A 20,785-nucleotide genomic window follows, 5' to 3' on the forward strand; every position below is an offset into this window, starting at 1 on the left:
ATGGAAGCGGCCAAGGAAACAGACAACAAGAACCTGCGTCGTGGCTGGACCACGGGGACCTGCGCGGCGGCGGCCAGCAAGGCAGCCTGCCTTGCGCTCGTTTCTGGCGGATTTCCGGATATGGTGGAGGTGACGCTGCCCGGCGGCCAGCGGCCGAGCTTCGCCCTCGCCATGGAAGAGGCCGGCGACGGTTTTGCCAGGGCGGGGATCGTCAAGGACGCGGGCGACGATCCGGACGTGACGCACGGCGCGCTGATCATGAGCACGGTGCGGCGTGGGGCTGCCGGCAGCGGCATCACGTTCAGGGCCGGCAAGGGCGTCGGTACGGTCACCCGGCCCGGCCTGCCCCTGCCGCCGGGTGAACCGTCGATCAATCCCGTTCCAAGGAAGATGATCGCCGAGGCGATTGCCGAAGTGGCGGGCGGCGAAAGCGATTTCGAAGTCGAGATTTCCGTCGCCGACGGCGAGAAGATCGCCGAAAGGACGCTGAACGGCCGGCTCGGCATCCTTGGCGGCATATCGATCCTCGGCACGACCGGGATCGTCATTCCCTTTTCCTGCGCGGCCTGGATTCACTCGATCTGGCGCGGCATCGACGTGGCGCGGGCCGCGGGCCTGGCGCATGTGGCCGGTTCCACCGGCAACACCTCCGAAAAGGCGGCGCAGGCGCATCACGGCCTGCCGGAGATCGCCCTGATCGACATGGGCGATTTCGTCGGCGGCATGCTGAAATACCTGCGGGGCCACCCGGTGCAGAAGGTGACGATCGCTGGCGGCGTCGCCAAGATGACCAAGCTCGCGCAGGGCATGCTCGACGTGCATTCCAAACGCGGCCTTGCCGATCTCGAAGCGCTGGCGAAAGTCGCGGCGGAAGCCGGCGCGGATGCCGGCCTGGTGGAGCGTATCGCGGGAGCGAATACGGTTTCGCATGCCTTCGCGCTTGCCGATGGAAACGGGCTGGCGCTCGGCGACCGGATTGCGGCGCTTGCCTGGAAGGCAGCGGCCAGGGCGCTGCACCACCCCGGGGTCGCGCTGGAAATCCTGGTCTATGATCGCGAGGGCCGGCTGGTCGGGCAGGCCCCGTTCACGCCGTCCGATCATTCGGAATCCTTGCCTGCCTGACCCTGTTCCGCTTGCGGCCAGCCGGGCCGGAAACGGCGTACATAGTCGGCATTGTAAAGCTGGCTCTCGACAAAATCGTCTGCGCCCAGGCCTTTGCCGACGAAAATGATCGCGGTGCGTTCGGCCGGTTCGGCAGCAAGCCTTGCCTCGATGTCCGCCAGCGTGCCGCGAATGATCCGCTCCTCCGGCCAGGAGGCGCGCACCACGATCGCGACAGGGCATTCCGGACCGTAGAGCGGCGTCAGTTCGGCGACGATCCTGCTAGCCGCATGAATGGCGAGGTGGATCGCCAGCGTCGCGCCCGTGGTGCCGAAGGCGGCAAGCGTTTCTCCCTCCGGCATTTTCGAGGCGCGGCCGGAAACGCGGGTCAATACGAGGCTCTGCGCCACCTCGGGAATGGTCAGCTCGCGCTTGAGCGCCGCCGCCGCCGCCGCAAAAGAAGGCACGCCGGGGGTCAGCGTATAGTCGATACCGTGTTTTTCCAGCCGCCGGATCTGCTCGGCCACGGCGCTCCAGACTGAAAGATCGCCGGAATGCAGCCGCGCCACATCCTTGCCGGCCCTGTGGGCGGCCACGTATTCGGCCTCGATATCGTCCAGCGACAGCGAGCCTGTATCGACGATCCGCGCGTTCTTCGGGCACCAGTCGAGCAATTCCTTCGGCATGATCGAGCCGGCATAGAGGCAGACGGGCGAGCGGGCGATGATATCCCGGCCGCGAACGGTGATGAGGTCGGCGGCGCCCGGTCCGGCGCCGATGAAATGCACGGTCATGCGCCGTCCTTCATGAACAATTCCCTTGAGCGCGCCAATGCGCAGGTGGCGCCATCGGCGATCAGCCGGGCGACGATGAGTTGCGATCCTTCTCCCGCCCGGGCCAATGCCGCGGCTTCGGAGAGGCTGGGTGTCGCGGTTCGGGCAAGGCTGTGTTTCGAAACGGTTTTCGTTCGGCCTTCGGCCTGTTTCAATACTGTCTCGTCGACAACATGCAGGGGCAGGGCCAGCATTTCCGCAAGTTCGAGAATGCCCGGTTCGTCACGCTTGATCTCGCCGGTCGCAAGGGCCGCAATGGATCGGCGTGAAATGCCTGCCTCCGCGCAGGCGGCATCGACGGCCGAAAGCAGCGCTCTCGCCGATGTCCCCTTGCGGCAGCCCAGACCCGCGACGATCATGGCTTCGTCCAGTTCCATCGGATGACCGGCATGGCCGGTTTCCAGCCGGACATGGCGCCGAGCGGTGCTGCGCGCGAAATCTCGACGCGGGTCAGATCGCCCCCGAGCCTCTCCCGTGCGGCAAGCAGGACCATTTCCATTTCCAGCGTCACGGCATTGGCGACAAGACGGCCGCCTGGTTTCAAAGCCTCGACGGCAGCATCGAACACGCCCGGTTCGCTGCCGCCGCCGCCGATGAAGATCGCGTCCGGCTGGGGCAGGCCGGCGAGCGCCATGGGCGCTTCGCCCACGACGATCTTGAGCCCCGGCACGCCGAAGGCGGAGGCGTTTCGTCCGATCCGCGCCGCCCGCCGGGCATCCGCTTCGATCGCGATGGCTCGGAGAGACGGATCGGCCAGCATCCATTCGATGCCGATCGAGCCGGACCCTGCGCCGATGTCCCAGAGCAGTTCGCCACGCCGGGGCGAAAGCGCTGCAAGCGTCAGGGCGCGGATCTCCCGTTTGGTGATCTGACCGTCATGCTCGAAGAGCGCGTCGTCCAGTCCGAAGCCGCGCGGCAGAATGCGCGCGTCCGCCTTGGCCGCCACCTCGATGGCGACGACGTTCAAGGTATTGATGTCCTGCAATGCAAATTCGCCGGCCCTGGCCGGCCGGATGCGCTCTGCATTGCCGCCCAGCGCTTCCAGCACGGTCATCCGCGAGGCACCGAAGCCGGTCCCGCAGAGCAAGGCCGCCAGTTCCGCCGGTCCTTTTTCATCGGAAGTCAGGGCGATGATCCGCCGGCCGGGATGCAGGAGTGGCCGGACAAGGTCGAGCGGACGGCCATGCAGCGAAACGGTTTCGATCTCCTGCAGCGGCCAGCCGAGCCGGGAAGCGGCCAGCGAAAAGGCCGAGGGAGCGGGATAGGACGTGAATTCATCCGCCGGAACCTGTCGCGAAAGCGTCGCGCCGACGCCGAAGAAGAAGGGATCGCCGGAAGCCAGCACGCAGACCTTTTGGCCGCGCAGCGTCATGACGTCGCGCATCGCCGCATCGAAAGGCATGGGCCAGGGCCGCGCTTCGCCGGCAATCAGGGGGGTTGCGAGTTCCAGATGCCGCCTGCCGCCAAAAACGACGGAGGCGGAGGCGATCGCCGCCCGGGCGTTCTCGCCAAGGCCCTTCACTCCATCCTCGCCGATGCCGACGATGGACAGCCAGCGGCTTTGCGCTAAAGGTCTTCCGTGCGCTAAAGGTTTTCCGGTTGATTCAGGAGACCCGGATTCAGGAAACAAGGTGAAACACTCCATCCTCATTCTCGGCGGCACGGCGGAGGCACGCAAACTGGCGGAAAGGCTCGCCGGCGATCCGCGGTTCGTGACCGAACTTTCGCTTGCCGGCCGCACGCGCGCGCCGGCCGAACAACCGGTGCCGGTGCGGATCGGCGGTTTCGGCGGCCCGCAAGGCCTGGCGGCCTATCTCGGGGAAAAAGGCATTTCGATCCTGATCGACGCCACGCATCCCTATGCGGCGCAGATTTCCCGCAATGCGGCGGATGCGGCAATGCTTGCCGATGTGCCGCTGGTGGCGCTGCGCCGGTTGCCCTGGCAGCGGCAGGCCGGCGATCGCTGGACCGAGGTCGACGGCGTCCCGCAGGCTGTCGAGGCCCTGGGCTCCGTGCCGCGAAAAGTGTTCCTGACCCTTGGCCGGCAGGAGCTTCTGCCTTTCGAGGCCGCGCCGCAGCACCAATACCTCGTCCGCAGCGTCGATCCCGTGGAGCCGCCGCTCGATATACCGCATGCGACCTATATCACGTCCCGCGGTCCCTTCGCGGAAACGGACGAGGCGCGGCTGCTCAGGGATCACGGCATCGAAGTGATCGTCGCCAAGAACAGCGGCGGGTCGGCGAGCTACGGCAAGATCGCCGCCGCCCGCGCGTTTGGCATCGAAACCGTCCTGATCCGCCGGCCGGACCTGCCCGACGTGCCGTCGGCCGAGACCATCGAGGACATGCTCGCATTGCTGGATGGCGGGCTCGATCATGGCCCGGAACCTTTGAAATAGCGGGGCGAATAGACGATCGGGCGTTTCCCTTCCCGTTCGATCAGTTTCGTTTCCACCGTTCCGACGATCACGCAGGTCGCCATGTCGGCCATGCCGCTTTCGGCCTGCGACAACGGGACGATGCGGATCGCCTCGTCCGGCCGTCCCGCCGCCCGGCCGAAAATGACCGGAACCTCGCCTGGAAGATGCCGGCGCAGCAGCGCCAGGGCATCGCCGAGCTGGTGCGGCCGGGCCTTGCTGACCGGGTTGTAGAAGGCCATGACGAAACCCGCGTCCGCCGCGGCGGCCAGCCGCTTTTCGATCACCGCCCATGGCTTCAGGTTGTTGGAAAGCGAAATCGCGCAGAAATCATGTCCCAGCGGCGCGCCTGCCCGGGCCGCCACGGCGAGCATGGCCGTTATGCCCGGAACCACCGAAAAATCGATATCGCGCCATTCGGCCGGGCCTTCGTCGATCGCCTCGCAGACGGCGGCGGCCATCGCGAAGACGCCGGGGTCGCCCCCCGATACGACGCAGACCCTGCCGCCCTTCGCCGCCATTTCGAGCGCGGCCCTGGCGCGGGCCAGTTCCTCGCGGTTGTCGGAGGCATGTCTTTGCTGGTCAGGCCTGAGGTCCAGGCGATCGATATATGGAAAATAGCCGAAAAAGTCCTCCGCTGCCGCCACTGCGGCAAGCGCTTCCGGCGTCATCTGGTCGGGATTGCCCGGTCCGAGGCCGACGACGGTGAGAGATCCGGTCATCCCGCTTCTCCGGGTCGCGTGCTCCAGCCGGGAACCAGCACGATGGAAAAATAGGGGGCCGGGCTTTCGTCCCGCTCTTCCAGCTTCTGCGCCGCGCCATTCGACATGGTGCCGCGCTCCACATAGAGCGCGCCGGAAAGCTTGCCGACCGAAGCCAGCGCACGGCGGATTTTCGGAAGGTTGCGGCCGACCTTCATGATCACGGCGCCGTCCGTGTCCGCCAGCCGCTCGACGAGTTTTTCCTCGGAAAGCGTGCCGGGCAGCACGCTCAGGATATCGTCGCCCTGCACCAGCGGCAGGCCGGTCATCGACCAGCAGCCGGACATGGCGGTGACGCCCGCCACGACCTCGGCCCGATACCGGTTCTGCAGGCGCACATGCAGGTGCATGTAGGAGCCGTAAAACAGCGGATCGCCCTCGCTGAGCACGACCACGTTCTTGCCCGCATCGAGACAGGCGGCGATATCCTCCGCCGAGCGGTCGAAGAAGTCGGAGATCGGGCCGCGATAATCCGCTCCGTCCTTGTGGGTCTCGGTGGTCACCGGATAGACGAGCGGCAGTTCCAGCGTGCCCGGCCGGATATGGGCTTCGACGATGGCGCGGCCGTTGCCCGTGCCGCCTTTCTTGCAGAAGAAGGCGATGACGTCGGCCTCGCCGATGGCGCGCACCGCCTTCAGCGTCAGCAGTTCCGGATCGCCCGGACCGGTGCCGACGCCAGACAGCCTGCCCTTGAGGATCGCCGCGTTCAAAGGCCCGCCCTCGCCAGTGCGTTGACGCAGGCCGCCGTCATGGCCGAGCCGCCCATCCGCCCGCGCACGACGGCATAGGGAATGCCGAGCGTCGATTCCATCAGTGCTTCCTTGGATTCGGCCGCGCCGACGAAGCCGACCGGCATGCCGATGATCGCAGCCGGACGCGGCGCGCCGGCGTCCAGCATTTCCAGCAGGCGGAAAAGAGCCGTGGGTGCATTGCCGATCGCCACGACCGCGCCTTCCATCTCGTCCCAGAGGTCGAGGGCGGCGGCGGAGCGGGTGTTGCCGATCGTCCTGGCAAGCTCGATGGTGCGGCTGTCGCGCAATGTGCAGAGCACGTCGTTGCCGGCCGGCAGGCGGGCGCGGGTAATGCCGTGCGCCACCATCTCGGCGTCGCAATAGATCGGCCTGCCGTCATAAAGCGCGCCGCGCGCGTGGGAGACGAAATCCTTCGAGAAACGGAAATGTTCCGCGGCCTCCACAAGCCCGCAGGCATGGATCATGCGGACCGCGATCTCGGCCTGCTCGGAGGAAAAGGCCGAAAGATCCGCCTCTTCGCGGATGATTGCAAAGGACCGTTCGTAGATGGCATCGCCTTCGCGGATATAATCGTAGCTGTTCATGGTCGTCCCGGTGTGGCTGCCGCAGCCAGCCTCTCCGGTCCCAACCGGGCCAGGCAGGCAGCGGAATTCTCTCCCTTGCGCCGCTCGGCCCGAACGAGATCGGCGATACGGCGAAGAGAGGCGTTGGTATCGGCAAATGCGACGGAGGCAAAGGGCCGGTCGGCAGCTTTGCCCTGTCCGATCAGGGATGTGCCGTCGCTCGTGCCGCAGAGCGTCAGTGCGGAAGGCTCCGGATGGGCGCAGCCTTTCGGGCAGCCGGTCACATGCAGCTTGAACGATCCGTCGAGCAGATCGGCGCATTGCGTCGCGGCGTCGGCGGCGATGTCGTGGGTGGCAACCCTTGCGGAACTGCAGGCCGGGCTTCCGGGGCAGGCGGCGATATGGCTCCGTGGATCGGTTCCGGAGGTTACGAAGCCGCGGCGGCCGGCGAAAACGGCCAATGCCCTGCAGGCTTGGCGCGCCCCGAAGAAGAGAAGCGAATGATCGAGCGTCGGTTTCAGGGATCGGATGCCCAGTCGTTCGGCCTCGGTGCAAAGCGCGGCAAGGTTCTCCGCCCCCGCCTGGCCAAAGGCCGGACCGATGCCGACGGCGTGAAGGCCATCGGAAAGGGCAAACAGGCCGAAGGGCGAGGCCGGAGCCCCGGTCCCGGCCGTCACCAATCCGGTGCCTGAAAAAACGGGCTCTTCATTTGCCGGGAGGCCGTCGCCAAGGTCGCGGCCGCGCGCCCTGGTTCCCGCCGAAGCCAGCCGGCCCAGCAGATCGAGCGCCGCATCGGCTGCCTGTGTTTCACGTAAAACATTGAAAACACGTCCGGTCGCTTCCGTGCCGCCGAGCAGCAGCTTCCATTCCCGGGAGTTGACAGCCGTCAACCTTATGTCCGCGAGCAGATCGGAAAGCCGTAACCGGCCGCGCCCGTCGACGACGACCGCCATTTTCGGCGCCAGTCCCCCGATACCGCGGGCGCCCTGCCGGATCGCTTCGGCGAGCGGACACGGATCGGCGATCTCGGCATCGTCCATGCCGGCGAGCGGCGGCGTCTCCACGGCAAGCCCCTCGCGCAAGGGCAGGTTCAGGGCGCGGACATCGGCATCCAGAAGAGGCGCGGAGGTTTCCGTCAGGCCCCGGACCTGAAGATTGCCGCGGGCGGAAATATCGAGCATTCCGCTGCCGTGCCTCCGGGCCAGGCGGCAAAGCTCCGCCAGTTGCGCGGGCGTGATCGTATCCGTCAGGGCAACACGGGCAAGCAGCCCGTCGCCGGTCATCATCGGCGTGGAAAGCGCCGGGCAGGCGCCGCGTCTCATGTCCAGAGCCTCGTGGTCGAGCGGGAGCGCGGTCATGCGACTTCTCCCCGCTTGCATTCCCGGGCCAGCATTTCGAGCTCGGCATCAACCGCGTTGCGGCGCGGATGCCAGAGACCTCGGCGGAGCGCCGAGCGGAAACGCTCGCCCATGTAGCGCGCGCCCTCCGGGTTCTGGGAGAGCAGGAAATCCCGCACTGCCTCGTCGCCGAGATAGGCGTCGTAGGTGGCGTCGATCAGCGATTGCGGTATGGCATGGGTAGTTTCGGCAAAGCCGATCAGCCTGTCGACGGTCTCCACCAGTTCTGCCGCACCGCGCGGGCCGTGGCGCATCTGGCCGGCGATGAAGCGCGGGTTGATGGCGCGGGCGCGCACGACGCGCGTCACGGCCTCGGAAATCGAGCGGGCCTTCGGCTTCTGCGGGTCTGTCGTGTCGAGGGCGATCACATCCGCCTTCCCCCCGAGTGCAGCCACCGCCGCCGAAAAGCCGCCGATGAAGGCGACATCGGCCGAGCCGTCCAGAAGGTCGCGGCCGGGATCGTCGCCGGTATGGACCAGCAGGTCGGCATCCTGCACGCGTTCGGCAAAGCGCCCGGAAGCCATCGACGTCATGCCTTCCGCTCCGCCGAAGGCATGACTGGTGGCGTCGAGGTAGAGACGGCCGAGCTCCTCGCGCCGATCCCAGGTGCCATCGGCGAGTTTTTCTTCCAGGCCGGAACCGTATGTGCCGGGCGCCGAACCGAAAATGCGTGGCGGCACATGGCCGCGTTTCCGCGTCTCCTCGGCAAGCGGATTGTCGCCCGGCGCTTCCTCCCGGGCGGCGATGGCGCGCATCGCGGCATCCAGCAACGCGATCAGCGCCGAAAACATGTCGCGGAACAGGCCGGAAATGCGCAAGGTCACATCGACGCGCGGGCGGCCGAGGCTCGCCGGCGGCAGCACCTCGATGCCCGTCACCCGGCCGGTTGCCGCATCCTGTACCGGTTTTGCGCCTATCAGGGCCAGAACCTGCGCCACCTCCTCGCCGCCGCTTCTGAGCGAGGCGCTGCCCCAGAGGTCGAAGACGAGGCTTTTCGGCCAGTCGCCATGATCCTGGCAGTAGCGACGGAGAATTTCGTCGGCGCCCCGCTTGCCGAGTTCGAACGCGGTCGGAGTTGGCAGCGTGCGCGGATCGCTGGCGAAGAGATTGCGGCCGGTCGGCATCACGTCGCGGCGTCCGCGCGCCGGCGCGCCCGAGGGGCCGGGGCGGATATGCCCGCCATCCAGCGCATCGAGCAGGGCCTGCCGCTCGGTTTGCGCACTGGCAAGGCGCAACGGGTCGTCGTCGCCGTCCGCTGCCTCGCCGAAGATGTGCTGGCCGTCCTTGATGGCAAAATCCTTGAGGTCGCAGAGGAAGGCGTCGACGCGGGCCAATGCCGTATCCGGATCGTCGTCGCGGGAGACGCCGGCTTCGGAGGCCAGCCCCGTCTCGCGGGCCGTTTCGACGATCAGCTTTGCCAGCCGGTCGCGGCGGCGGCGGTCGAGACCGTCGGCCTGGGCGTATTCGTCGACCAGCAGCTCAAGCCTCTTCTGCTCTTCCGAAAGGCCCGCGCCGGTGAGGACCGGCGGCAGATGGCCGATGGTGACGGCGGAAATCCGCCGCTTGGCGACCGCTGCCTCGCCCGGATTGGAGACGATGAAGGGATAGACGACCGGCAGGCCGCCGGTGACGATTTCCGGGAAGCAATCCTTCGACAGCGCCACCGTCTTGCCCGGCAGCCATTCGAGCGTGCCGTGCGCGCCGACATGCACCGCCGCGTGCGCCTCAAGCGTATCGCGCATCCACTGGCCGAAGGCGATCAGGGCATGGCGCGGGGGCAGGTCGGGGCTGTGGTAATCGGCGCGGCGGTCGGCGTTGCGGCCGCGATCGGGCGCCAGCGCCACCGTGACATTGCCGAATTGCGCGGCCCGGAAGTGGAAGACGCCGTCTTCCGCATTCTCGTCGGTTTCCGGCGGACCCCAGGCGGTTTCGGCGCCGGCCGCCGGCCGGTAGGCGGAAAGCGGATAGGCCCCGGTTCTCCGGTCCAGCAGGTCGAGAAGGTCTCGCGCGGTCGCCGGAATGCCGGAGATGGAATAGCCGGCTATGGAAAGCGCGCGCAACATGGACAGCACGCTTTGCGGTACGTCCAGCCCGACGGCATAGCCGGTGCGGCCCGGTGCGCCCGGATAATCCGGCATCAGGATGACGATCTTCCGTTCTGCGCGCGCGGCAAGCTTCAGGCGCAGGAAGGCTGCGATGCGGTCGGCCACCTGTTCCAGCCGGTCGGGTTCGGGCCGGTTGACCAGACTGGCGGAATTTTCGCCTGCCTTGAAGGAGATCGCGCCTGCCAGGATGCGGCCGTCGAGTTCCGGCAGGACGACATGCATGGCGAGATCGGCGGGGTTCAACCCCCGGCGGCCTTCCATCCAGCCCTCGCGGCGGGTCGTGGCGACGACCGCCTGGAAGACCGGCACGCCAGCCCGGTCGAAGATCGTTTCGCCCTTGTCGTCCGTGCTGCTGGCAAAGGCCGTCGTCGTAATGATCGCGGCGGGCTTGAGGCCTGTTACGGCCTGTTCGACGAAGGCGACGGCATCCGCATCCTTCAGGCCGCTGACGAAGATCGGCAACGGTGCCAATCCGCGCTTCGCCAAAGCCTCGAACAGGGCATCGACCGGCGCGGCATCGTTGGCGAGCAGCATGGAACGATAGAAGAGGATCGGCAGGCGCGGCGCGCCGGATGCGAAGCCGGCCAGCAGGTCGTCGGCCTCGACGATACCCCGGTCCGGCCTGTAGAAACCGGTTTTCGGCATCGGCAGCGCTTGCGCCAGGGCTTTCGTTTCGCCTTTTGCCAGTGCGGCAAGACGAAGGGCGAGCAGCCGCATGTTGTCCGGCCCGCCCTCGCGGAAACAGGCGAGGATGCCGGCAAGCACCTCTTCCGAAACCGTCGAGGCCCCGGCCAGCCGCTCGTCGCGGATGCTGCATTCGCCGGGGAGCAGGGCCAGGGCGATCCTGTTCCGCTTCGCCAGGCGCGACAGTTCGTCCACCCCATAGGCCCAGCGGTCATAACCGCCGAGGATGCGGACGAGGATGACCTTGGCATGGACTGCCGTCTTTTCCAGCCACAGATCGACCGACATCGGGTGACGGAGGTCGGAGAGGTTGGTGAGGGCGAGGTCCGGCCGATTTTCGGCCCATGCCGCGGCCACGCCGTTCAGGTCGCTGCCGGAAAAGGACAGCACCACCACATCGGCCGGCGACTGGTTGAGGTCGACCGGTTCGATCAGGTCGTCCAGTGACGACGATGTGGTGGCGAGTATGTGCATTCCTTTTTCTCTGCGGGCCTTTTCTCTACGGGCCTTTGTCAGGCGGCCAGCATCCTTTCGATCGCCGCGCGGTCGATGCCCTTTTCGCCGATCACGACGAGGCGGCTCCGGCGGGTTTCGTTCGCGCCCCAGGCACGGTCGAAATAATGGTTCACGCGCGATCCTACCGCCTGGACCTGCAGGCGCATCGGCTTGTTCGCGACTTCGACGAAGCCTTTTATGCGCAGAACGTTTTCTGCCTCCGCCGTCTCGGAGATACGCGCGGCCAGCGCCTCGGCATCCGCCACCGCCGGCAGGTCGACGACGAAACTGTCGAAATCGTCGTGGTCGTGGTCCAGCTCGTCGTCGTGATGGGTCTTGCGGTTCTCGATGTCGTCCTCGACGGCGAGGCCGAGGCCGATCAGCACGCCCGGATCGATTGCGCCGTTTGCGGCAGGCACGATTTTCACCGCCCGCGGCAGATGCGCCTGAACGCGGCCCTTGGCGGCGGCGAGCGAAGCCTGGTCGAGAAGATCGGTCTTGGTCAGCACGATCATGTCGGCGCAGGCGACCTGATCCTCGAACACTTCCTCGACCGGATCGTCATGATCGATCGAACCGTCGGCCTCGCGCTGGGCTTCCAGGGCGTCGTGGTCGTCGGCGACCCGGCCCTCGGCCAGCGCGACGCCGTCCACCACCGCCACCACGCCGTCCACGGTCACGCGCGCCTTCACATCCGGCCACTGGAAGGCCTGGACGAGCGGTTTCGGCAGCGCAAGGCCGGAGGTTTCGATGAGGATATGGTCGACGCGCGGTTCGCGGGACAGGATCTGGTCGATCGCCGGCACGAAATCGTCGGCCACGGTGCAGCAGATGCAGCCGTTGGCGAGCTCGATGATGTTGTCTTCCGGGCAACTCTCGATGCCGCAGCCCTTCAGCACCTCGCCGTCGATGCCGACATCGCCGAATTCGTTGACGATGATCGCCAGCCGTTTGCCGTCCAGCTTCTCGATCAGGTTGCGGATCAGCGTTGTCTTGCCGGCGCCCAGGAACCCGGTGACGACGGTGCAGGGAACGCGGCCGAAAGAGACGGTCATGATGGCATGTCCTCGTGATGATGGAAGGGGGGAATGCGGGCCGTCATGCCCTTGCCGCGCAGGCAGGCGGGACGGCCGCGAAGAGGAAGGAAACCGCGCTCGTCGCCGGCGAGCATCATCGCGCCGGCGACGATATCCTCGACGTTTTCAAGCGACAGATGGCCGAACACATAGGACCAGCCGGAACGGTGGTTGAAGGCCGCGCTCGGGCTCTTCTCGCAATTGGCGAGGCAGGTGACGGGCCTGACGGCAAGTGGCCTGCCGGCTGCCGCAGCCTTCAGCGCCTCGATCATCGCCACGCCCGGACGCACGTCGCCATCCGTTTCGTCGCGGCAATTCGTGCAGACGAAGATCGTCACGTCGATATCGGGATCGTTCCTGTGCTCGTCACTCATCGTCTGGCCGCGTTACCGCCGGGATATCTCAAGATCGGGGCGCGGAACAGGAGGGGCAAGCCGCCTGCGGTGAATGAGCGAACCTCTCCGGAGCACCCCGCCCGGCGAGCCTTGTTGTCCAAACGGCAGGTCTCCTGGCTCGCGGGTCGCCGCCATTTGCCTGCCTTCCCGGATCGCTCCAGTGGCTTTTCGGCAGATGGCTCGCCGCCTACAGTTGCGGGGGCAGCCGCGGCATTGATCCGGATAGAAGGATCGCACCGCATTCTCTCTTAGCCCCTTCCGTTGCCGGAAAAGGACCGTCTTTCTTCAACTACGCCCGGTCGCAGGCCCGTGTCAATGGAGACAGTGGGGAGACGGCGGGGGAGACGGTAGGCGTCGCAAAGGCGATTGCCCGTGCGGCAAATTCGTCTATAGTGACCCTGCCTACGGTGCCCGAACGGGCCTTGAGAGGGAATGCGGTGCGACGGCTCCTGCCGTCCAGCCCGCGGCTGCCCCCGCAACTGTAAGCGGAAAGTCTTCGTCCATCATGCCACTGGAGCGATCCGGGAAGGCGGGCGAGGGCGCCTGATCCGCGAGCCAGGAGACCTGCCAGAGGCGACTGGAAACTTGAACGACCCTCGGGTGGAGGGTGAAAGGACATAACCATGGTTACGAAATCTGCTGCCACCGCAGTCAGCGTTTCCACCTCGAAGATCATTCCCCTCAGCATGACGGCGCTGCTGGGCCTTTTCGTCGTCGGCTTCGTCGGCTTCTCGCATATGGAAGTCGTGCATAACGCCGCGCACGATTCGCGCCATTCCTTCGCATTCCCCTGCCACTAAGGGGAGTTTCCCATGTCGTTGTTTCGTAACATCGTCTTTGCGGCGGTGATCGCCGGGCTGTTGTCCGGATTGCTGCTGACCGTGATGCAGAGCTTCTCCACCGTCCCGCTGATCCTGCAGGCGGAGACCTATGAAAACGCCGCTCCCGAAGCCGGCCACAGCCACGAGGCTGCGCCGGCTGCCGGTGCAACGGCGCCGGCCGCTGCGGACCATCATCACGACGAGGAAGCGTGGATGCCGGCGGACGGTTTCGAGCGTTTCATCTACACCGCGGCCGCGGACGTGCTGGCCGCCATCGGTTTCGGCCTCGTGATGATCGCGGGTGCGGAAGCGCTGGGCGGTTTCGGAGGATGGCGCGGCGGCCTGCTGTTCGGCATCGCGGGTTTCCTTACCGTCAGCCTTGCCCCCGGCCTCGGGCTGCCGCCCGAACTGCCGGGCATGCCGGCGGCGGAACTCGGTCCTCGCCAGATCTGGTGGGTTTCGACAGCCGTCTGCACGGCCGCCGGCCTCGGCCTGCTTGCCTACACGCGCTCGGCCGTGCTGGCGGCGCTGGCGATCGTTCTGCTGATCGCGCCGCATCTTGTCGGCGCGCCGCTGCCGCCAAGCCATGAAACGGCCGTGCCGATCGAACTGCACGCCCGCTTCGTCAATGCGGTCTATGCCACGAACCTGGTTTTCTGGGCGGCGCTGGGCACGCTTGCCGGCGTGATCCGCGAAAGATTTCGCGCCGGCGAGGATGTTGCCGTGCGTTCTTCCACGGAGCTGGCTTCGCGGTGAAGGAGATCGACGAAACATCCGCCGAACGCCATCGCGCCAAGATGGCGAACCGCAAGGCGGTTCAGGATGCGGAAGTGGCCGGGAAGACCCTCGAAAAGGGTCTTCTCATCGTCCATACCGGTCCCGGCAAAGGCAAGTCCACCGCCGCTTTCGGTCTGGCGCTGCGCATGCTCGGCAACAATCGCCGTGTCGGCGTCGTGCAGTTCATCAAGGGTGCCTGGTCGACCGGCGAGCAGCCCGCACTGGCCACCTTCGGCGACCGTGTCGTGTGGCATACGATGGGCGAAGGTTTCACCTGGGAAACCCAGGACCTGCAGCGCGACATCGCGGCCGCCGAAAAAGCCTGGGAAAAGGCGCTCGACCTGATGGCGGACGAGACGATCGGGCTCGTCATCCTCGACGAGCTCAACATCGCGCTGCGCTACGACTATCTCGACCTGGACAAGGTGATCGCCGCGCTTCAGGCCCGCAGGCCGGACCTGCATGTGGTCGTGACCGGCCGCAATGCCAAGCCGGCGCTGATCGAGGCGGCCGACATGGTCACCGAGATGACGCTGGTGAAACATCATTTCAAGGCCGGGGTGAAGGCTCAGGCCGGCATCGAGTTCTGAACAATGGCCGCGATCGGTTTCGCTCGGGCGCTGATGTTTCAGGGAACGGGTTCGGATGTGGGCAAGTCGCTGGTCGTGGCTGGGCTTGCCCGCGCCTTCACGCTGCGCGGACTGAGGGTCCTGCCCTTCAAGCCGCAGAACATGTCGAACAATGCGGCGGTGACCGCGGATGGCGGCGAGATCGGCCGGGCGCAGGCGCTTCAGGCGCGCGCCGCGAAAGTGCCGCTCAGCGTCCACATGAACCCGGTACTGCTCAAACCGCAGAGCGATGTCGGCGCGCAGGTCGTGGTTCAGGGCAGGGTCGAAGGCAATGCCGGGGCCGCCGAATATCAGCACCTCAAGCCGAAGCTGATGCCGCGCGTGCTGGAAAGTTTCGAGCTGCTGCGGGCAAAGGCCGATCTGGTGCTGGTCGAAGGGGCAGGCAGTGCTTCGGAGATCAACCTCCGCCAGAACGACATCGCCAATATGGGCTTTGCCCGCGCGGCGGATGTGCCGGTCGTGCTGATCGGCGATATCGACCGGGGCGGCGTGATCGCCAGCCTCGCGGGCACGAAGCTGGTGCTTTCGCCGGACGACGCGGCGATGATCCGGGGTTTTGTCGTCAACCGTTTTCGCGGCGATCCGGCGCTGTTTGCCGAAGGCATGCGGATGATCGGCGACCTGACCGGCTGGCGGTCGATCGGGCTGCTGCCGCATTTTGCGGATGCCGCCCGCCTGCCGGCAGAGGATGCGCTTGGCCTGAACGGTCCTTCCGCCTGCAAACCCGGTGCCAAGATCCGCGTCGCGGTGCCGATCCTGCCGCATATCTCCAATTTCGACGATCTCGATCCGCTGGAGGCCGAGCCGGAAGTGGAGCTTCTCCGCGTTCGGGCCGGGCAGGCCATTCCCGGCGATTGCGATCTGATCCTGCTGGTCGGATCGAAGGCGACGATTTCCGATCTTTCAGCGTTGAAGGACGCGGGTTTCGACGTCGATATCGCCGCGCATGCGCGGAGGGGCGGGCGGGTGCTCGGTCTGTGCGGCGGCTATCAGATGCTGGGGCGGAGGATTTCCGATCCGGAGGGGATCGAAGGGCCTCCGGGTTCTGTCGAGGGGCTCGGCCTGCTCGATGTCGAGACGGTGCTTTCCGGCGACAAGCGGCTGGAGGCGGTCTCCGGCACCAGTTTCGACGGCATTTCCCTGTCCGGTTACGAGATGCATGTGGGCCGGACGGCGGGGCCGGATTGCGCGCGGCCTTTCGCTACGGTCGGGGGCGGATCTGCGGATGGCGCGACGTCGGCCGGCGGCCAGGTCTGGGGCAGCTATCTGCATGGCCTGTTCGCCGATGACCGGCAGCGCTCCGCCTGGCTGACGCGGCTCGGCGGCCCGGCGTCGGGTCTCGACTACGAGGCGGGTGTGGACGACGTGCTCGACCGGCTGGCAGCGCACATGGAAAGGCACCTCGATCTCGATGGACTGCTCACGCTTGCCAGATGATCCACGCCAGAAGGCCGAAGAGGCCGATCAGCAGGCCATCCGCCACGCGGGCGAGTTTCAGCGCACGAAGGATGTCGTCGCGGGTGAGTTCCGGGCGGCCGCCCTCGCCCATGAACCGCGCTTCGATCATCTGCCCGCCATAGCTTCGCGGGCCGGCGAGCGCGATGCCGAGCGCACCGGCCATCGCCGCTTCCGGCCAGCCGGCATTCGGCGAGCGGTGATGCCTCGCATCGCGCAGCACGGCCCTGATCGCATTTCCCGGCGAAGCCCGGTCGATGAAAAAGGCCGCCATCACGAACAGCAACGCGCTCAGCCGCGAGGCCGGCAGGTTGATGAGGTCGTCGAACCGCGCCGCCGCCCAGCCGAAGGCTTCATGGCGGGGGGAGCGGTGGCCGATCATGCTGTCGGCGGTGTTGGCCGCCTTGTAGGCCGCGCCGCCCGCAAGCCCGCCAACACCCATCCAGAAAGCCGGAGCCACGACGCCGTCGGAAAAATTCTCCGCCAGGCTTTCGATCGCCGCGCGGCAGACGGCCGCCTCGTCGAGCTTTTCAGGATCGCGGCCGACGATCATCGAAACCGCCTTGCGGCCTGCTTCGAGCCCGCCCTTCCTGAGCGCATCGGCGACGGCCTCGACATGGCTTTCAAGGCTTTTCTGGGCGGGCAGGCTGGCCGCGGCGAGAACCAGCAGGATCGGCCCGAACGGCAGGACGAGCAGGACGCGTTCCGCCATCAGCGCGGCCGCGGCCGTCACGCCCAGCAGAACAGCCAGGGCCAGCACGCCCATGCGCCTGCGGGCGGCGAAATCGTCGGTCTCGCGGTTCCAGCCGGCATCGAGCCGGGATATCAGCTTGCCGATCCAGGTGACCGGGTGGCCGATACGCCGGAAAAGCCAGTCCGGGTATCCGAAGATGCGCTCCACGATCAGCGCGAAAAATGCAAGAAGGAACATTAGCGGTGGCAGGCCCAGAAAGTCGGCATGAAGTTGGTGGTCCGATTGCGCATGGCGGCAATCTTTCCCGCGCTCGGGCGCTGTTTCCGCATGCGCCCGAACCCTGGATCGATCTTTCCACCGGCATCAGCCCCTATTCCTATCCGCACTCGCCCATCCCCGGCAATGCCTTCGCGCGACTGCCGGAGCCGGCTTTGGCACAGGAACTGAAATCCATCGCGGCCAATGCCTATGGCGCGCCGTCGGCGACGCATATCGCAGCAGGACCGGGCACGCAGATCCTCCTGCCGATCGTCGCCGGACTGATGGGCTCGGGCGTAAACCGGGCCGGTGTGCTGTCGCCGACCTACGCGGAACATGCCCGGGCCGCCCGCCTTTCCGGACTTGACGTCACCGAGACGGAAGATCTCGAGCGGCTCGCGGCTGGGCGGCTGGCGGTCATTGTCAATCCCAACAATCCGACCGGCCGCGTCATTTCGAAAAGCGACCTGCTCGCGCTGGCCGCCCTGATGCGCGCCAAGGGCGGTCTGCTGGTCGTCGACGAAGCCTTCATGGATGTCTCCGACGCCGAGAGCGTTGCGGATGCGGTGGAGGAAGGCGGCCTCGTCGTCCTTCGATCCTTCGGCAAGTTCTATGGCATGGCGGGTCTGCGGCTCGGTTTTGCAATGGCTCATCCGGATATCGTCGGAAAGATCGAGGACCGGCTCGGCCCGTGGGCGGTTTCCGGGCCTGCATTGCATATAGCTGGCGAGGCGCTGGCCGACGACGGCTGGCAACGCGCGATGCGGACGACGCTGAAGGCGGATGCGGCGCGGCTCGACGGACTTCTGGCCGCAGCGGGCGTTCCGGTCGCGGGCGGTACGTCGCTCTTCCGTTTTATTCGCGATGCCCGCGTGCAAACGCTTTTCCGGCATCTCGGCGAGGGCGGTATCCTTGCAAGGCGGTTCGAAGAGCGGCCGGACGATCTGCGCATCGGCCTGCCCGGCAGGGACGATTGGGCAAGGGTTGAGGAAGCGCTGAAAACTTTTTAGCCGGCGAATGTGTCGCGCCAGGCCGGCTGTGCATCGGGCACCGGCAAGGCCCTCGCTTCGTAGACGCCTCGGGCGACGGCGCGGGCCGTCACCAGTGTTGCCAGATGGCAGAGCTCGGCAAACGCGGCCATGTCGCCCAGGGGTTTCGCGCCGGTCGCGGCCGAAAAGATCGTGTCGCCATCGCCCGGCAGATGCGCAGGCAGCACGGCGCGGGCGAGCCCGTCATGCGCCATGATCGAAAGCCGGTGCGCCTGGGCCTTGGTTAGCACGGCGTCGGTGGCGATGACGCCGATTGTCGTGGCTTTCAGGCTGACGCCCTTCATCCGCAGGGCCGAGTGGTCCCCGGTGAATTTTTCCGGCAGGCCGAGGCCGCCGAACTCGCCAGCCCGTTCGAAGGGAGCCGCCCAGAAATGCGGGCCATCGCCTACCGTCGCGGAGCCCATGGCATTGACGGTGAGCAGGGCTGCGATCGTGTGGCCCGCCGACGTCGTCGCGCTGGCGGAGCCGAGCCCGCCCTTGAACGTGGCCGTGGTGGCGCCCGTGCCGGCGCCGACGGTCCCGAGCGGAAACGCGTCCTTTGCCGCCGCCTTGAAGGCGTCGTAGCCCATGTCGCGATAGGGCGAATGCAGGCCCCAGTCCTTGTCGCCGCCGTTCAGGAGATCCATGAGGATCGCCTGCGGCACGATCGGCACGCGCACCGAACCCACCTGGAAGCCGCGGCCGATCTCGCGCAGCCCCGCCTGCACGCCGCCGGCCGCATCGAGCCCGAAGGCCGAGCCGCCGGAAAGCACGAAGGCATCCACCGCCTGCACTGTCATGGACGGGTCGAGCAGGGCCGTATCGCGTCCGCCCGGCGCGCCGCCGAGCACGGAGCCGGAGGCGATCGCCGGCTCGTCGAAGACGATCGCCGTGACCCCGGAACCCAGCGCAAGGTCGGTCGCGTGGCCGACGGCCACGCCTTCGATATCGGTCAGCAGGTTCACGGGCGGCACCTCGCGGTCACTCGATGTCGAACCTGACGCCCTGCGCCAGCGGCAGGGTGCGGCCGTAGTTCAGCGTGTTGGTGGCGCGGCGCATATAGGCTTTCCAGGCGTCCGAACCGGATTCGCGTCCGCCGCCGGTTTCCTTCTCGCCGCCGAAGGCCCCGCCGATCTCGGCGCCCGAGGGGCCGATATTGACGTTGGCGATGCCGCAATCCGAGCCGCGGGCGGAGACGAACGTCTCGGCCTCGCGCATGTCATTGGTGAAGATCGAGGAAGAGAGGCCCTGCGGCACGTCGTTATGCAGTTTCAGCGCCTCGTCGAAGCTCGAATATTTCATCACGTAGAGGATCGGCGCGAAGGTTTCCTCCTTCACCGGTCCGGTCTGGGCCGGCATCTCGACGATCGCCGGACGGACGTAATAGGCATCGGCCGCCTCGTTCTGGTGAACGCGCTCGCCGCCGGTCACCTTGCCGCCTTCCGAGCTTGCGGCGTCCAGGGCATCCCGCATCCTGTCGTAGGCCGCCTTGTCGATCAGCGGGCCGACGAGGTTGCCGTTTTCGAGCGGCGAGCCGATCGTGACCGACTGGTAGGCCTTGGTCAGGCGCGGCACGAGCGTGTCGTAGACGCTGTCATGCACGAAGAGGCGGCGCAGCGTCGTGCAGCGCTGGCCGGCCGTGCCCATGGCGGCGAAGGCGACGCCGCGCAAAGTCAGGTCGAGATCGGCCGTCGGGGCGACGATCGCGGCATTGTTGCCGCCGAGTTCGAGGATGGAACGGGCGAAACGCCGGGCGAGACGCGGGCCGACGGCGCGGCCCATGGCGGTGGAGCCGGTGGCGGAGACCAGCGGCACTTTCTCGTGGTCGACCAGCACTTCGCCGATCTCGCGGCCGCCGATCAGGAGGGTCGAAAGGTTCTTCGGCGCCGTGCCGCCCTCGGCGACGAAACGGGCGAGCGCCCTGTCGAAGATCGCCTGGGTGGCGAGCGCCGTCAGCGGCGTCTTTTCGGACGGCTTCCAGACCGTGGAATTGCCGCAGACGATGGCGAGCGCCGCATTCCAGGACCAGACGGCGACCGGAAAATTGAAGGCGGAGATGATGCCGATGGCGCCAAGCGGATGCCAGGTCTCCATCATGCGGTGTTCGGAACGCTCGGTGGCGATCGTCAGGCCGTAGAGCTGGCGGGAGAGGCCGACCGCGAAATCGCAGATGTCGATCATTTCCTGCACTTCGCCGAGGCCTTCGGACGTGACCTTGCCGACCTCGATCGAAACGAGGCGTCCGAGCGCGCTCTTTGCCGCGCGCAGCTCCTCGCCGAGCAGGCGGATCAGTTCTCCGCGCCTGGGGGCCGGCACCAGCCGCCATTCGAGAAAGGCCTCGTGGGCCGCCTCGATCGCTTTTCCGGCGTCCGCGGCGCTGATCTCCGGCAGCCTGCCGATCCCGGACCCGGTGACCGGCGAGCGGACCGCAAGCGTTCCCCCGGTGTAACTCCCGGGCTTCACGCCGAGATTGCCGAGGATATCTTTCACTTCGGCGGCAAGATCGAGAGTGGCAAGCGTCATGTCTGTCTCCGGGATGGACTT

At 66.8% G+C, this 20,785-nt stretch carries 20 protein-coding genes and 2 riboswitches; of the genes, 7 read left to right on the plus strand and 13 right to left on the minus strand.

Annotation, left to right across the window (positions count from 1 at the left end):
• Entirely contained in the window at nt 1–1,122 is a 1,122-nt protein-coding gene (locus ACFFP0_RS31830) for a cobalt-precorrin-5B (C(1))-methyltransferase (RefSeq protein ID WP_377266241.1), read from the plus strand.
• On the opposite strand, the gene cobM is transcribed toward ACFFP0_RS31830, so the two are convergent.
• The 3 genes from cobM to cbiE are packed head-to-tail and all read right to left on the minus strand — an operon-like array spanning nt 1,098 to nt 3,579.
• Complete coding sequence (cobM, locus tag ACFFP0_RS31835) at nt 1,098–1,895, minus strand: precorrin-4 C(11)-methyltransferase (protein WP_377266242.1); 798 nt, start codon at nt 1,893–1,895, stop codon at nt 1,098–1,100. The genes ACFFP0_RS31830 and cobM overlap by 25 nt on opposite strands.
• Nucleotides 1,892–2,311: a cobalamin biosynthesis protein gene (locus ACFFP0_RS31840; RefSeq protein WP_377266243.1), complete on the minus strand. Its 420-nt coding sequence runs from the start codon at nt 2,309–2,311 to the stop codon at nt 1,892–1,894. The genes cobM and ACFFP0_RS31840 overlap by 4 nt, the downstream gene beginning before the upstream one ends.
• A complete protein-coding gene (cbiE, locus tag ACFFP0_RS31845; RefSeq protein ID WP_377266244.1) occupies nt 2,290–3,579 on the minus strand; it encodes a precorrin-6y C5,15-methyltransferase (decarboxylating) subunit CbiE in 1,290 nt (429 codons plus the stop codon). Before cbiE ends, ACFFP0_RS31840 begins: the two co-directional genes overlap by 22 nt.
• Here cbiE and ACFFP0_RS31850 point away from each other — a divergent pair.
• Nucleotides 3,566–4,333, plus strand: coding sequence for a cobalt-precorrin-6A reductase (locus ACFFP0_RS31850; protein ID WP_377266245.1), 768 nt, complete (start codon nt 3,566–3,568; stop codon nt 4,331–4,333). The two genes, cbiE and ACFFP0_RS31850, sit on opposite strands and share 14 nt — an antisense overlap.
• Here the strand turns inward: ACFFP0_RS31850 and ACFFP0_RS31855 are convergent.
• Genes ACFFP0_RS31855 through ACFFP0_RS31885 form a run of 7 tightly spaced genes read right to left on the minus strand, consistent with a single transcriptional unit; the run spans nt 4,309 to nt 12,558 of the window.
• Entirely contained in the window at nt 4,309–5,073 is a 765-nt protein-coding gene (locus ACFFP0_RS31855) for a precorrin-3B C(17)-methyltransferase (RefSeq protein WP_377266246.1), read from the minus strand. The genes ACFFP0_RS31850 and ACFFP0_RS31855 overlap by 25 nt on opposite strands.
• Nucleotides 5,070–5,822, minus strand: coding sequence for a precorrin-2 C(20)-methyltransferase (locus ACFFP0_RS31860; protein WP_377266247.1), 753 nt, complete (start codon nt 5,820–5,822; stop codon nt 5,070–5,072). Before ACFFP0_RS31860 ends, ACFFP0_RS31855 begins: the two co-directional genes overlap by 4 nt.
• Nucleotides 5,819–6,448: a precorrin-8X methylmutase gene (locus tag ACFFP0_RS31865; protein ID WP_377266248.1), complete on the minus strand. Its 630-nt coding sequence runs from the start codon at nt 6,446–6,448 to the stop codon at nt 5,819–5,821. Before ACFFP0_RS31865 ends, ACFFP0_RS31860 begins: the two co-directional genes overlap by 4 nt.
• Nucleotides 6,445–7,785 (minus strand): precorrin-3B synthase, encoded by a 1,341-nt coding sequence (gene cobG, locus ACFFP0_RS31870; RefSeq protein WP_377266249.1) that lies wholly within the window; start codon nt 7,783–7,785, stop codon nt 6,445–6,447. The genes ACFFP0_RS31865 and cobG overlap by 4 nt, the downstream gene beginning before the upstream one ends.
• On the minus strand, nt 7,782–11,087 hold the full coding sequence (cobN, locus tag ACFFP0_RS31875; RefSeq protein WP_377266250.1) for a cobaltochelatase subunit CobN: 3,306 nt from the start codon (nt 11,085–11,087) through the stop codon (nt 7,782–7,784). Before cobN ends, cobG begins: the two co-directional genes overlap by 4 nt.
• A 38-nt stretch (nt 11,088–11,125) precedes the next feature.
• Nucleotides 11,126–12,163: a cobalamin biosynthesis protein CobW gene (gene cobW, locus ACFFP0_RS31880; RefSeq protein ID WP_377266251.1), complete on the minus strand. Its 1,038-nt coding sequence runs from the start codon at nt 12,161–12,163 to the stop codon at nt 11,126–11,128.
• Nucleotides 12,160–12,558, minus strand: coding sequence for a DUF1636 family protein (locus ACFFP0_RS31885; protein ID WP_377266252.1), 399 nt, complete (start codon nt 12,556–12,558; stop codon nt 12,160–12,162). The genes cobW and ACFFP0_RS31885 overlap by 4 nt, the downstream gene beginning before the upstream one ends.
• 107 nt (nt 12,559–12,665) lie before the next feature.
• Nucleotides 12,666–12,874: riboswitch (cobalamin riboswitch) on the minus strand.
• Between the two features lie 93 nt (nt 12,875–12,967).
• A riboswitch (cobalamin riboswitch) is annotated at nt 12,968–13,165 on the plus strand.
• A 37-nt stretch (nt 13,166–13,202) separates the two neighbouring features.
• Here ACFFP0_RS31885 and ACFFP0_RS31890 point away from each other — a divergent pair.
• From ACFFP0_RS31890 to ACFFP0_RS31905, 4 genes are read left to right on the plus strand one after another with little or no spacing between them, the layout of a single operon-like run.
• Entirely contained in the window at nt 13,203–13,379 is a 177-nt protein-coding gene (locus ACFFP0_RS31890) for a CbtB domain-containing protein (protein ID WP_377266253.1), read from the plus strand.
• A gap of 12 nt (nt 13,380–13,391) precedes the next feature.
• Complete coding sequence (locus ACFFP0_RS31895; RefSeq protein ID WP_377266254.1) at nt 13,392–14,156, plus strand: CbtA family protein; 765 nt, start codon at nt 13,392–13,394, stop codon at nt 14,154–14,156.
• The gene (gene cobO / locus ACFFP0_RS31900) at nt 14,153–14,767 is read left to right on the plus strand and encodes a cob(I)yrinic acid a,c-diamide adenosyltransferase (RefSeq protein WP_377266255.1); all 615 of its coding nucleotides are present in this window, start codon (nt 14,153–14,155) and stop codon (nt 14,765–14,767) included. The genes ACFFP0_RS31895 and cobO overlap by 4 nt, the downstream gene beginning before the upstream one ends.
• A gap of 3 nt (nt 14,768–14,770) precedes the next feature.
• The gene (locus tag ACFFP0_RS31905) at nt 14,771–16,243 is read left to right on the plus strand and encodes a cobyric acid synthase (RefSeq protein ID WP_377266256.1); all 1,473 of its coding nucleotides are present in this window, start codon (nt 14,771–14,773) and stop codon (nt 16,241–16,243) included.
• Here the strand turns inward: ACFFP0_RS31905 and cbiB are convergent.
• Entirely contained in the window at nt 16,227–17,192 is a 966-nt protein-coding gene (cbiB, locus tag ACFFP0_RS31910) for an adenosylcobinamide-phosphate synthase CbiB (protein WP_377266257.1), read from the minus strand. The two genes, ACFFP0_RS31905 and cbiB, sit on opposite strands and share 17 nt — an antisense overlap.
• Nucleotides 17,193–17,197: 5 nt before the next feature.
• Between cbiB and cobD the strand changes: the two genes are divergently transcribed.
• Entirely contained in the window at nt 17,198–18,223 is a 1,026-nt protein-coding gene (gene cobD / locus ACFFP0_RS31915; protein WP_377266258.1) for a threonine-phosphate decarboxylase CobD, read from the plus strand.
• Here cobD and ACFFP0_RS31920 read toward each other — a convergent pair.
• Together ACFFP0_RS31920 and amaB are read right to left on the minus strand one after the other, a co-directional pair.
• Nucleotides 18,220–19,206: a P1 family peptidase gene (locus ACFFP0_RS31920; protein ID WP_377266259.1), complete on the minus strand. Its 987-nt coding sequence runs from the start codon at nt 19,204–19,206 to the stop codon at nt 18,220–18,222. The two genes, cobD and ACFFP0_RS31920, sit on opposite strands and share 4 nt — an antisense overlap.
• 16 nt (nt 19,207–19,222) lie before the next feature.
• Nucleotides 19,223–20,764 (minus strand): L-piperidine-6-carboxylate dehydrogenase, encoded by a 1,542-nt coding sequence (gene amaB / locus ACFFP0_RS31925; RefSeq protein ID WP_377266260.1) that lies wholly within the window; start codon nt 20,762–20,764, stop codon nt 19,223–19,225.
• Nucleotides 20,765–20,785: the final 21 nt, after the last annotated feature.

Source organism: Neorhizobium puerariae, from assembly GCF_042429745.1.
Lineage (GTDB): Bacteria > Pseudomonadota > Alphaproteobacteria > Rhizobiales > Rhizobiaceae > Neorhizobium > Neorhizobium puerariae.